Source organism: Mucilaginibacter celer (genome assembly GCF_003576455.2).
Taxonomy (GTDB): domain Bacteria; phylum Bacteroidota; class Bacteroidia; order Sphingobacteriales; family Sphingobacteriaceae; genus Mucilaginibacter; species Mucilaginibacter celer.
The window spans coordinates 4487523-4500094 of sequence record NZ_CP032869.1 but is presented as its reverse complement, the minus strand read 5'-3'; the positions used below and the strand labels follow the sequence as shown (position 1 = coordinate 4500094).

Here is a 12572-nt window from a genome sequence, read left to right as displayed (position 1 = left end):
TTTTGTTATTTTAGTGGCATGGAAGAACAAAACGAAAATCAGCTCAGTATCGAGCTTTCAGAAGAAATTGCGGAAGGCACTTATTCAAACCTCGCTATCATTACCCATTCAAGTTCGGAGTTTGTATTGGATTTTATCCGTGTAATGCCCGGAGCACCTAAGGCGCGGGTAAAATCAAGAATCATATTAACTCCCGAACATGCAAAACGATTGCTTGCAGCTTTAGAAGATAATGTTGAAAAATTTGAAGCCAATAACGGCCGGATCAAAGTTCAGCCGGAACATCCCGGTTTTCCGATGAATTTTGGCGGTACAATGGGACAGGCATAGATTTACAAAAAAATATTAAAACCCCCTTTTAATTAAAAAAATCTGTAATATAAAGTGAATTTATTGTTACTTTTTAAATTTTATTGTTGTTTTTAAAAAAATGTATTAAATTGCATCGATTTAAAACATGAATAACTCTGTATAAATCCCTATCCTTTATGAGAAAACATTTTGTACTCGCGTGTTTAATTCTTTTAGCTCTTTCCTCTTTATTTTCCTGTAAAACCACCAAAAACATTAAATACTTTCAAGATCTTCCGGATTCTGGTGCAGTTGTTACCTTAAAACAAGCTGAATATTCTGAACCGCGTATCCAGATTGATGATATATTGACAATTATTGTTCAAACGCTTGATCCTGCTTCAACCGAGGCTATTTACAGGGGTAATATTATTGGCCCTTCGGGCGGTGTGAGCAGCAACCAGCAGGCCAATGCCACACAGGCAACACCGGCTATTGCAGGTTACCTGGTTGATAAAAAAGGTGAGGTTGAACTGCCTTTTATAGGAAAAGTGAAAGTTGACGGGCTTACTACTTCCGAGGCAAAAGAAAAAATACGTGCCGCTACCGAAGTTTTTTTCAAGCAGCCTTCTGTTATAGTAAGGTATGCAAACTTTAAGGTTACAGTTGCCGGCGAAGTATCAAAACCGGCTACTATTATAGTACCGAACGAGAAGGTTACCATTTTGGATGCGCTTACCATGGCCGGCGATTTAACAATTTATGGTAAACGCGAAAATATTTTACTGTTGCGCGATAATCTCGACGGAACAAAAACTGCTTATCGCATCAATTTAAATAAAAGCAGCATCATTAATCAACCGTATTATTATCTGCACCAGAACGATTATATCTACGTTGAGCCTACTAAAGGGAAAGCGGCAGCAAATGATCTTTCGCAAACCAGAACTATTGCAATCATAAGCTCAACTTTATCATTACTGATAGTAATTGCAAGCCGCGTACTATAAAACAATTTATTTACACTATGAAGTTTCAGGGTTCAAACGAATCAAAATCATTTGTCGAACAGGAAGAAGGTTTTGATTTAAAAGTATTTTTTGCCAAGGCATTAACACAATGGTGGATCTTCCTGATCAGCCTTATAGTTTGCTTTGCCGGCGCATTCTTTTATTTGAAATACAAACGGCCATTATACAATATAAACGCAAGTATCCTGGTTGAAGACGATAAAAAAGGCGGAGCTATTGATCCTACAGCCCTCATTGGCGATTTAGGCGGCTTGCTGGATACCAAAAGTAATGTTGATAACGAAGCACAGATATTGCAAACACGCTTTTTAATGGAGCTTGTGGTAAGAGATCTGAAGCTTAACCTTACTTATTACTCGGTTGAAACGCTGAAAAACATTGAACTTAACGAGGCTCCCTTTGTAGTTGACCAGCTAAGCGTAAAGGATACTATAATGAGTACTACGGTTAATGTTAACATAGATGATAAAGGTCAGGCCGAACTTTCATACAATGATAACATTACCGATAAGCTGGTTGAAAGTAAAGTTACTTTTGGCAAGCCTTTTAAAATTGAAGGTGTTGGTACTATCCAAATCCGTAAAAACCCGTTTGTGCCTATGGTACCGGGCAGTTATGCTTTTGTAATTACATCTATTGATGGTGCTGTAACTAAATTTCAGAGTTTATTAACCGTAAGCGTACCAAGTAAGGATGTAAGTACAATCGATTTAAAACTTAACTACCCGCTGCCTAAAAAAGGTGAAGGCATTTTAAATAGGCTGATCCAAAATTATATTCAACAAAATATCGACGATAAAAACAGGATAGCAGATAGCACCATAACATTTATTGATGCCAGGCTGATCCTGGTTGGGAAAGAATTGGGTGATGTTGAAGGTGATATCCAGGTATTTAAACAGAAAAACAACATCGCCGATGTTTCTGAGCAATCAAAATTACTGGTATCAAACACCAGCGATTATATGAACAGGCTTGCCCAGATTGAAACACAGCTAAGCATGGCCAACGCTCTTGAAGATTACCTGAAGGACGATGTTAAGAATAAACGCGTGGTGCCAAGTTCAATTATTACGGATGATAAGATTTTTGCCGACCTGGTTGAAAAATACAATTCGTTAGTGGTTGACCGCGACCGCCAGGCATTATCGGTTACTTCGGATAACCCGATCATTGTAAACATGGATCAGCGTATTGCTGCCTTGCGTAATGATATGTTGGTTAACCTTAGCAATACCAAAAAGTCGTTGTTGATAACCAAAAACAGCCTTCAAAAAAGCACAGGACAGTTGCAGGGCTTAATACACAATGTTCCATCGCAGGAGCGTGTGTCGCTTAACCTTACCAGGCAGCAAACCATTAAGCAGCAGCTTTATTTGTACCTGCTTCAAAAACGCGAAGAAACGGCGATCTCAAAAACTTCAAATATCTCTAACTCGAGAATTATTGATCCACCGAAATCAGACGTTGTTCCTTACAGCCCTAAAAGCGCTTTAACATTTGCATTTGCGTTGATTTTAGGTTTAGGATTACCTATCGGCCGTATCCTGGCTATCGATATCCTGAACAATAAGATCATGACCAAGGATGATATTGTTAGAGGTACCCAAATCCCGGTTATTGGCGAGATCAGCCATAACGAGTCGGAACTTAACATTGTGGTTAGCCAGAATTCGCGAAGCGGTATTGCCGAGCAGTTCAGGGCGCTGAGAACAAATCTTAACTTCCTGATTAACCCGGATACCTCGAATGTGATCCTGTTAACATCAAGTATGTCGGGCGAGGGTAAATCGTTTACATCTGTTAACCTTGCCATCGTGCTGGCACTATCGGGTAAAAAGGTAGTAATGATCGAGCTCGACTTACGTAAACCTACCCTTACTGCAAAAATGGGTATGAATAACGATAAGGGTTTTACCAACTATATTATCTCAAATAGTTTAAAAGCCGAAGATGTGGTGGTACCATCATACATTAACGAAAACCTGTTTTTGATAAGTGCCGGTCCTATTCCGCCTAACCCTACCGAAACCATCTTAAATAAACGTACCAAAGAACTGGTTACCGAGCTGAGGGAAAAGTTTGATTATATCATTATGGACGCCCCGCCAATCGGTTTGGTTACCGATGCACAGGTGTTAAGCGAATACGCCGATTTAACCATTTACATGGTAAGGCAGAAATATACATTCAAAAATCAGCTGAATATCCCTGAAGATCTGTACCAGGAAGGTAAGATCAAGAAAATGGGTATAGTGGTTAACGATATCGAGATTAATAAAGGCTACGGTTATGGCTATGGTTACGGTTATGGCTACGGCTATGGCTACGGTTATGGCTATGGTTACGGAAGCTATGGCAACGAAGACAGCAAAAAAGGTAAGGGGATTTTCAAGCTTTTTAAGCGCGATTCGTAAATTAATTAAAGAGAAAGTTAAAAAAGAGATGATGAAAATATTAATTTTTCAATAAAATACTCTTTTTAATAAAAAAATCACTATTATTGTTTAGTAAATTTATTAATTTTATATAAAAGTCTATCCCCTCACAGACTCATGGTTACTTATACCTTAAAAGTAGTTGATATTAGAACGGAAACAGAAGACACAGTTACCATCTGTTTTAAGCAGCCTGCTTTAAAAAAAGTTAAATATATTTCCGGTCAATATCTTACTTTAATTTTTAGAATAAACGGAAGAAGATACATTCGTCCTTATTCATTTTCATCAGCTCCTGAGGTTGATCAGCATCTTGAGATCACTGTTAAGCGTGTTCCGGGCGGTATTGTATCTAACCACATTTGCGATAAGGTTGCAGTAGGCGATGCTATTGAAGTGATGCAGCCCCTGGGCGATTTTGTTTTTGATGCTTCAGTGTATGATTTTACGCCGCACCTGGTTTTATGGGGTGCAGGCAGCGGTATCACCCCGCTAATTTCGATAGCCAAATCGGCATTGAAAAAAAATCCCGATACCAACGTCACGCTTGTTTACGGTAACCGCAATTTCGAAACGATCATATTTGCCGACCTGGTTAATAAACTGGCCGACGAATATAAAAACCGTTTTAAAGTTTGGCATTTCCATACCAAATTAACAGTAACCGAAAATAACCCTTACCTTATTCAGGGCCGTATCGATCCTAAAAAGGTGCTTTCGGTTATGCACCATGCCGGCGAACTAAATAATACCCTGCATTTTATTTGCGGCCCTACAGGGCTTAAAGATTCGGCTAAAAGTGCTTTGGCCGGTTTGGGTATTGCCGATGAGCATATCTTTTCGGAAGATTTTGAACTGGTGAAAGATCCAAAGGATTTTGAAGATATAGTTACCAGGGTAGTTGAAATAGATTTTAAAGGCGAAACAAAAACCGTTGAGGTTGTAAAAGGAAAAAGCATCCTTGAAGCCGGTTTAGATGCCCTGGTTGAGTTGCCATATTCATGCCAAACAGGTAACTGTTCGGTATGTAAAGGAAAAGTGATATCAGGAAAATTAAAAACGATAAGTGCAAAACAAAGTTCGGAAGAGTTAGAGGAGGATGAATACCTTTTATGTTGCAGTTATCCTCTTACAGACGAAGTTAAGTTATTGGTTCAGTAACATTTATTTATTAAAAACAATATGAAAGTTGTACTTCTCGCAGGCGGATTAGGTACCCGATTATCCGAAGAAACAGTGTTAAAACCAAAACCAATGGTTGAGGTAGGCGGTATGCCAATTTTATGGCACATCATGAAAATTTATTCTCAGCATGGGTTTAATGATTTTGTGGTTTGTCTGGGTTACAAAGGTTATGTGGTTAAAGAATATTTTGCCAATTACTTTTTGCATAAATCAGACGTAACCATCGATTTGAAGGATAACTCGATGCAGGTGCATGATTCGCAGGCCGAGCCATGGAAAATTACCCTGGTTGATACCGGTAATGAATCTATGACTGGTGGCCGTATCAAAAGGATCCAGCCGCACATTGGTAACGAGCCATTTATGCTTACCTATGGTGATGGTGTTGGTGACGTTGATATTACCGCGCTTGTTGACTTTCACAAACAAAACGGCCGTTATTGCACCGTAACTTCGGTACAGCCATCAGGTCGTTTTGGTGCGCTTAACATCCTTGAAGATCACTCGGTACACTCATTTATGGAGAAACCAAAAGGTGACGGTTCATGGATAAACGGTGGTTTCTTTGTTTGCGAGCCGCAGGTATTTGATTACATCGAAGGTGATTCGACAATTTTCGAACGCGATCCGATGGAAAATATAGCAAGAGACGGACAGATGGTAGCCTTTAAACACGAAGGTTTCTGGAAACCGATGGATACGCTGCGCGACAAGCAGGAGCTTGAAGAAGATTGGTCGAAGAATAAAGCTAAATGGAAAATCTGGTAGTATGTTTGAAAAATTAGAAACCGCATATAAAGGAAAAAAGGTACTCCTTACCGGTCATACCGGTTTTAAGGGTTCCTGGATGCTCAAAATCTTATCGATGCTTGGCGCTACCGTTAAAGGTTACTCTTTAGCACCCGAAAACGATTTTGATCTTTATTATACCATAAAAGGCGATGAGATCTGCGATTCGGTTATTGCCGATCTTCGCGATCGTAAAACCCTGCTTGATACCATTGCTGATTTTCAGCCCGATATTGTTTTTCACCTTGCTGCACAACCGCTGGTACGTTTATCGTACGACATTCCGGCAGAAACTTTTGAAGTGAATGCTATCGGTACAGCCAACGTGCTTGATGGTGTGAGGTTGTTGAATAAGCCTTGCTATGTTGTATTGATCACTACCGATAAGGTTTATCATAACAACGAGTGGGTTTATCCTTACCGCGAGAACGACCGCTTAGGTGGTTATGACCCATACAGTGCAAGTAAAGCCTGTGCCGAACTGGTTATTGATTCGTACCGCAATTCGTTCTTTAATCTGGCTAAATATGATGAGCATCAAAAATCAATTGCTGTTGGCCGTGCAGGTAACGTTATAGGCGGCGGCGACTGGGCAAAAGATCGTTTGATTCCGGATATTGTAAGAGCCCTATCAAAAAACGAGAAGGTAGTTATCCGTAACCCATATTCAATTCGCCCTTGGCAGCACGTACTTGAGCCATTGTTTGGTTACCTGTTGTTGGGCAGCTACATCCTAAACGAACCCGTTAAATACGCTACGGCATATAACTTCGGTCCTGGTTTAAATGATGCCCTGCCTGTAAGCACAATGGTTGAACTGGCTATCAAATCATGGGGAAGCGGCGACTTTGAAGTGGTATCATCGGCTACACAACCGCATGAAGCCGGCCTGTTAAAACTGGATATCAGCAAGGCAATTACCGAACTGAAATGGACGCCTACTTATTCGGCCCAAATAGCCATCGAAAAATCAATTGCCTGGTACAAACACTATAACAGCAGCCCTGAAACCATCATCGAGTTTACCGAAAAACAGATCAGGGAATTTATAGGCGAATAACAATAATAACGACATTAATTTAATATAGAAAAAACAGAGGTTGCGGCCGAAATTAGTTAACAAAAACCAATAGAAAATATGCTTAAAAACATTGTCAATTCAGATCTGGAAACTTCTTTGAGGGAAATTGCCAGGATCAAAACAACACAGAACATTATCCCGGGTCAAAGCTATATACCTGTTACAGGTAAAGTGCTTGATGAAGATGACATACTTTTTGGTGTAGAAGCGGCGCTTGACGGATGGTTAACTGCCGGTCGTTTTGCAAACTCATTCGAATACGAATTTGCAAAATACTTTGGTGCACCTAAAGCATTACTTGTTAACTCAGGCTCATCTGCAAACCTTTGCGCTTTTTACGCCCTTACATCTCCTAAACTTGGCGACAGGCAAATTTTACCTGGCGACGAGGTGATCACCGTTGCTGCCGGTTTCCCAACCACAGTTAACCCTATTATCCAGTATGGTGCTATCCCGGTTTTTGTTGATGTTGATATTGCTACACACAACGTAAAATCTGAAGATATTGAGCAGGCTGTATCGCCTAAAACCAAAGCTATCATGATAGCCCACTCATTAGGTAACCCTTTTGACCTGGATGAGGTGATGCGTGTTGCAAAAAAATACAACCTGTGGGTTGTTGAAGACGATTGCGATTCGTTAGGTGCTACTTACCGCGGTAAAAAAACCGGTACTTATGGCGATATCTCAACTTTTTCATTTTACCCTGCTCACCACATTACCATGGGCGAAGGCGGTGCGGTATTGATTAACAACCCCGAGCTTGCCAAAGTTGCTGAAAGCTTCAGAGACTGGGGCCGCGATTGCTATTGCGAGCCAGGTAAAGATGATACCTGCGGTTGCCGCTTTACACAGCAATTAGGTTCGTTGCCATTTGGTTACGATCATAAATACACTTACTCGCACATTGGTTTTAACCTTAAGGTGAGTGATATGCAGGCAGCTTTCGGTGTATCGCAGCTTAAAAAAGTTGATCATTTTGTACAACGCCGTCGTGAAAACTTTGCTGCCCTGCGCGAAAGAATGCAACAGTTTGAAGAGGTGTTTATCCTTCCTGAAGCTACACCTAACAGTGACCCATCATGGTTTGGTTTCCTGATGACCCTGCGCGAAGGCGATGCTGCCGACAGGCACATGCTGGTTCAGCACCTTGAACAAAAGAAAATTGGTACAAGGCTTTTATTTGGCGGTAACATGTTACGTCAGCCTGCTTACCATGGTATTAAACACAGAACCATCGGTAACCTCGAAAATACAGATACCATCATGAACCAATCATTCTGGTTAGGTGTATGGCCTGGTTTGAACGAAAGCCACTACGATTACATGGCCGAGGTTATTGCCGATTATTTAGCATAAGCACAACAACACGGTTAAGTTTTAGCATAATTATATGAGTAATATTAAAACCATTTTAATTACCGGTATTAACGGGTATTTAGGCAGCCGGATGGCAAAAACCTTACTTGCCAATTATAAAGTTGTAGGGTTAGAATATTCACTTAATAATTTGTTCAGGCTTGAGGGGCTGGATATAAAAATGTATTCGGTAGAAAATGGTGTTCCTGATGAGTTATTTACTGATCAGAAAATAGATGCCATTATTCATGCCGCCACTTTTTACGGCAGGTTGAATGAGCAGATTGCAACTATGGCTAACGCCAACCTTTTTGTTCCGTTTGATTTGCTGGATAAGGCAATTAAAAACAATTGCAGCTTATTTATCAATACCGATACCGTGCTTGACCGTTTTGTTAGCACTTACGCTTTAACCAAAAGGCAATTTCAGGAGTGGTTATACATGCGCCGTTCGGAAATTAAAGTAATAAACATGCAGCTGGAGCACTTTTACGGGCCCGGCTGCAGTAATACCAACTTTATTACGGCCATGATTGAGCGGATGCGCAACAACGAACCCCAGATTGACCTTACCAAAGGCGAGCAGCTGCGCGATTTTGTGTACGTTGATGACGTGATGAGCGCTTACCTAACTGTGCTTGATAAATTAGATACCATTGAAGCCGCCTACTCGGGCTACCAGGTTGGCAGCGATAAATTACTGTATGTAAAAGATGTACTGCTTGCTATTAAAGAATATACGGGCAGTACATCATCGTTAAATTTTGGCGCTGTGCCTTACCGCGAAAACGAGCTGATGAAATCGGAAGTGGATAATTCGGGCCTTAAGGCTTTAGGATGGAAACCCGAACACTCGTTTGAGGAAGGCCTTGCCTTAACAGCCGACAGCAATTAAACAGCAATGCTGGTTTTGTTACCAGTACACATTTACCTATGGAAAAAATATTATTTTATCAGTTAGATAGTAAACTCGGACCTTATGAAAGCTGGAAAGCCGGGAAATATTTTGGGCATACGCTTTTTGGCGCAACCCATTTTCCTAACTACGGCATCGACGTTGAGTTTTCGACTGATAATTTTGTAGCTAAAGCAAAAAAGTTTAAAAAAAACTTCCGTCTCGATCTGAGATTTTGGTACCACCCGATAAAATTATTTTTTAACAGCCGCAAATATGATGCTATTTACGCACCATATCCACGCGGGTTGGAGTTGCTGATCCTGCTAAGAAGGCTACGCCTGTATCGTAAACCAATTATTGTATTTGTTGGTTACCGGGTGCTTAATGAGTCAGACAGCTGGCTTAAAAAGTTTTTGATAAGGCAATACTACGCCGGGATAGATAAGATCTTGTTTTTTACCCAGGCCGATTTTGACGAAGCTACCGATATCAAGCTTGCCAAACCTTCGGCAATGCATAAGGTAAACTGGGGGCCCGACCTTGATTTTTACGATAGAAAAATTAAGGAAGACGGTGCACCAGCCCAAAACTATTTTATCAGCGTTGGTAAAGCTAACCGCGACCACGTAACACTGGTAAAATCATTTGAAGGAGCTCAGCGCCCCTTGCATCTGTATTTAGATAACGAAGCCCAGGGAGCGCCTTTAGCCGGTATCCCAAGCAATACCGAAATTTGCTACATGAAGGTTTCGGAAAGTTCGCCGGGCCAGCTGGTAGAAAAATTGAACAAAGCTATCGGCGTTACCATCTGCCTTAAAAAAACCGAAGGACAGCAGGGCATTTCAAACCTTTACGAAGCCATGGCCATGAGTAAACCCGTTATCATGACCAAAAACAGGTTTATTGATGTAAAGGTTGAGCAGGAGGGAATAGGCATTGAAGTGGATGTGGATGACGTGGATGGCTGGAAAAATGCCGTAAAATACCTGAACGAAAACCCTGATAAAGCCATTGAAATGGGTAAAAAGGGCAGGGCCATTGCCGAAAAAGATTATAATCTGAACACATTTACAGCCGAAGTAGCTGAAATATTGAAATCATTAAAAAAATAAAGATGGTTGTTATTTTAGGTGGAGGAATTTCTGGTATATCTGCAGGTTATCATCTTAAGCAAAAAAATATCGACAGTGTTATTTATGAGAAAAATGCCACATGGGGCGGACTGATAGATAACTTTACGCTTGAAGGTGGTTTTCGCTTTGATCATTTTGTGCACCTGTCATTTACCGGTATCGAATATGTGAAGGAAATTTTTGCCAAAAGCAGCGAATATATAGCCCATCACCCCGAATCGACCAATTATTATAAAGGTTTTTGGCTTAAACATCCGGCTCAAAATAACCTGGCACCACTCAGTACCGATGAGAAGGTTGCCATTATAAAAGATTTTGTAAACAAACCGGTAATTGAACAGCCCGAAAATTATTACGAATGGCTGTTACTGCAATTCGGGCAGTATTTTACTGATAACTTTCCGGGTGTTTACACCGAAAAATACTGGACACTGAACGCCAAAGAGCTTACTACCGATTGGGCCGGCAAAAGGTTCAGCATCCCCCCGCTTGATAATTTGCTGAAAGGTGCTTTTGAAGAGCAATCGGCTAACTTTTACTACGCCAAAGAGATGCGTTACCCGGTAAAAGGCGGCTATAAATCATTTGCTAAATTAATGGCAGATGAGGTTAATATCGAAACAGGGAAAAAAGCCATTTTCATCGACCCAAAACAAAAGAAAGTTGATTTTGAAGATGGATCATCAGTTTTTTACGAACAGCTGGTATCATCATTACCGCTGCCCGAGCTGATCAAAATAATAAAAGATGTTCCTGAAAATGTAAAGGAAGCTGCTGAAGCACTGCTTGTAACTTCAGGCCAGTTGGTTTCGGTTGGGTTTAACAGGCCCGATATTCCTAAGCATTTGTGGTTTTATATTTATGATGAGGATATTTTACCTTCAAGGGGATATTCGCCATCTATCAAATCGGCCGATAATGTGCCGGAAGGCAAAAGCTCAATTCAGTTTGAAACCTATTTTTCAAAAAGGAAGGCCCCTAATTTAAGAGGTGGAAGCCTGATTGAACACGTGGTTAACAAGGGGGTTGACATGGGCCTTTTCACAAACGCGGATGTTGAAGTGACCGACTACCGCGAGGCCCCTTATGCCAACGTAATATTTGATCACGACAGGGAGAAAAATGTATCCATCGTTCACAGTTACCTTGATGGGTACGGAATAAAATATATAGGCCGGTTTGGCGAATGGGATTACCTGTGGAGCGACCAGAGCCTGATGAGTGGTAAAAAATGTGCTTCAAGCATCGATATTAAGTAATTACAAAACAATCATATTAATTACAGCTACCTAATGAAGATATTGTTTTACCAGTTGGATAGTAAATACGAAAGGCTTGAGGCCTGGAAGCAGGGTAAATATTTTGGTCACCCGCTTTTTGGCGCCACCCACTTTCCTAAGTATGGTATTGATGTGGTGATGTCGCGCAATCCGTACGATGGCTTTTACAAAAAACTAAAAAAGATCATCAAGCTTGATCTGAGGATGGTATGCCACTCGTTGGGCATGCTGTTTACAGCCCGCAAGTACGATGCCGTATATGGCCCATATCCTAAAGGCCTTGGCTTGCTGATGTTTTTCAGGAGCATTGGGCTTTTCAATAAACCTATTGTGATATTCTCGCACCAGGGTATTCCTAACCCAAAGGGAGGTTTAAAAAAGTTTTTGGTAAAGCAGGCTTACAAGGGTACTGATAAAGTACTTTTTTTTAGCCAGCTGCATTTTGACGAAGCCCGCCAAACAGGTATTTGCGCTCCGTCAAAACTGTTTAAAATTAACTGGGGCCCCGATCTGGAGTTTTACGATCGCTCGGTAGCTGCAATGCCTCCCGCCAAAACTGATTTCTTTATCAGCACAGGTAAAGCCAAAAGAGATTATGATACGCTGGTATCGGCATTTGCCAAAACCGATGTACCGTTGTTGCTGTATGTTGATACACATGAACTTGAAAGCACTTATGCCGGTAAAGCGCCAAATGTTAACGTAACCTATTTACCGGTTACGCCAACCTCGCCAAGTATCCTTATCAACAGCTTAAATGATGCTATTGCTTTATCTATATGTACCAAAAAAGCAAAAGGCCTTATCGGTATCACCAATATGTACGAGGCTATGGCCTTAAATAAGCCGGTTATCATCACCAAAAATCCGGCTATTGATATTGATGTTGATAAAGAAGGTATAGGCATTTCTATTGATCTGGATGATGTTGAAGGCTGGAAAAGGAGCATCGAATATTTATACAATAACCCCGAAATAGCAGCCGAAATGGGCCGCAAGGGTCGTGAGCTTTGCGAGAAAAAATTAAACCTTGATATTTTTTCGGGCGAAGTGGTTGAAATATTAAAAAAGTAAAAGCTTAGTTGTT

The 12572-nt window shown here is 40.8% G+C and carries 11 protein-coding genes; all 11 read left to right on the top strand.

Features of this window, described 5'->3' with window-relative positions:
• Positions 1-18 precede the first annotated feature (18 nt).
• The 11 genes from HYN43_RS18255 (at position 19) to HYN43_RS18205 (ending at position 12559) form a co-directional block, all read left to right on the top strand.
• On the top strand, positions 19-330 hold the full coding sequence (locus HYN43_RS18255) for a DUF3467 domain-containing protein (RefSeq protein ID WP_119410717.1): 312 nt from the start codon (positions 19-21) through the stop codon (positions 328-330).
• A 158-nt stretch (positions 331-488) separates the two neighbouring features.
• Positions 489-1301 carry a polysaccharide biosynthesis/export family protein gene (locus tag HYN43_RS18250; RefSeq protein WP_119410716.1) on the top strand — a complete coding sequence of 271 codons (813 nt, stop codon included), beginning with the start codon at positions 489-491 and terminating at the stop codon, positions 1299-1301.
• A gap of 17 nt (positions 1302-1318) precedes the next feature.
• Positions 1319-3739: a GumC family protein gene (locus HYN43_RS18245; protein WP_119410715.1), complete on the top strand. Its 2421-nt coding sequence runs from the start codon at positions 1319-1321 to the stop codon at positions 3737-3739.
• 138 nt (positions 3740-3877) lie between these two features.
• Positions 3878-4921: a ferredoxin--NADP reductase gene (locus HYN43_RS18240; protein ID WP_119410714.1), complete on the top strand. Its 1044-nt coding sequence runs from the start codon at positions 3878-3880 to the stop codon at positions 4919-4921.
• Positions 4922-4942: 21 nt separating this feature from the next.
• The gene (gene rfbF / locus HYN43_RS18235; protein WP_119410713.1) at positions 4943-5713 is read left to right on the top strand and encodes a glucose-1-phosphate cytidylyltransferase; all 771 of its coding nucleotides are present in this window, start codon (positions 4943-4945) and stop codon (positions 5711-5713) included.
• A 1-nt stretch (position 5714) separates the two neighbouring features.
• A complete protein-coding gene (gene rfbG / locus HYN43_RS18230) occupies positions 5715-6794 on the top strand; it encodes a CDP-glucose 4,6-dehydratase (protein WP_119410712.1) in 1080 nt (359 codons plus the stop codon).
• Between the two features lie 78 nt (positions 6795-6872).
• Positions 6873-8174 carry a lipopolysaccharide biosynthesis protein RfbH gene (gene rfbH, locus HYN43_RS18225; protein ID WP_119410711.1) on the top strand — a complete coding sequence of 434 codons (1302 nt, stop codon included), beginning with the start codon at positions 6873-6875 and terminating at the stop codon, positions 8172-8174.
• Between the two features lie 34 nt (positions 8175-8208).
• Positions 8209-9069, top strand: a complete 861-nt coding sequence (locus tag HYN43_RS18220) for an NAD-dependent epimerase/dehydratase family protein (RefSeq protein ID WP_119410710.1) — start codon at positions 8209-8211, stop codon at positions 9067-9069.
• Positions 9070-9107: 38 nt separating this feature from the next.
• Positions 9108-10184, top strand: a complete 1077-nt coding sequence (locus HYN43_RS18215; protein ID WP_119410709.1) for a glycosyltransferase — start codon at positions 9108-9110, stop codon at positions 10182-10184.
• 2 nt (positions 10185-10186) lie between these two features.
• Complete coding sequence (locus HYN43_RS18210; RefSeq protein ID WP_119410708.1) at positions 10187-11464, top strand: protoporphyrinogen/coproporphyrinogen oxidase; 1278 nt, start codon at positions 10187-10189, stop codon at positions 11462-11464.
• A 33-nt stretch (positions 11465-11497) separates the two neighbouring features.
• Positions 11498-12559: a glycosyltransferase family 4 protein gene (locus tag HYN43_RS18205; protein ID WP_119410707.1), complete on the top strand. Its 1062-nt coding sequence runs from the start codon at positions 11498-11500 to the stop codon at positions 12557-12559.
• The last annotated feature ends 13 nt before the right edge of the window (positions 12560-12572 follow it).

What these genes read in the sequence shown, in the direction of transcription:
- HYN43_RS18205 (WP_119410707.1), top strand. Translation starts at nt 11,498, where the DNA reads ATGAAGATATTGTTTTACCAGTTGGATAGTAAATACGAAAGGCTTGAG.
- HYN43_RS18220 (WP_119410710.1), top strand. Translation starts at nt 8,209, where the DNA reads ATGAGTAATATTAAAACCATTTTAATTACCGGTATTAACGGGTATTTA.
- HYN43_RS18245 (WP_119410715.1), top strand. Translation starts at nt 1,319, where the DNA reads ATGAAGTTTCAGGGTTCAAACGAATCAAAATCATTTGTCGAACAGGAA.
- rfbH (WP_119410711.1), top strand. Translation starts at nt 6,873, where the DNA reads ATGCTTAAAAACATTGTCAATTCAGATCTGGAAACTTCTTTGAGGGAA.
- HYN43_RS18210 (WP_119410708.1), top strand. Translation starts at nt 10,187, where the DNA reads ATGGTTGTTATTTTAGGTGGAGGAATTTCTGGTATATCTGCAGGTTAT.
- rfbF (WP_119410713.1), top strand. Translation starts at nt 4,943, where the DNA reads ATGAAAGTTGTACTTCTCGCAGGCGGATTAGGTACCCGATTATCCGAA.
- rfbG (WP_119410712.1), top strand. Translation starts at nt 5,715, where the DNA reads ATGTTTGAAAAATTAGAAACCGCATATAAAGGAAAAAAGGTACTCCTT.
- HYN43_RS18250 (WP_119410716.1), top strand. Translation starts at nt 489, where the DNA reads ATGAGAAAACATTTTGTACTCGCGTGTTTAATTCTTTTAGCTCTTTCC.
- HYN43_RS18215 (WP_119410709.1), top strand. Translation starts at nt 9,108, where the DNA reads ATGGAAAAAATATTATTTTATCAGTTAGATAGTAAACTCGGACCTTAT.
- HYN43_RS18255 (WP_119410717.1), top strand. Translation starts at nt 19, where the DNA reads ATGGAAGAACAAAACGAAAATCAGCTCAGTATCGAGCTTTCAGAAGAA.
- HYN43_RS18240 (WP_119410714.1), top strand. Translation starts at nt 3,878, where the DNA reads ATGGTTACTTATACCTTAAAAGTAGTTGATATTAGAACGGAAACAGAA.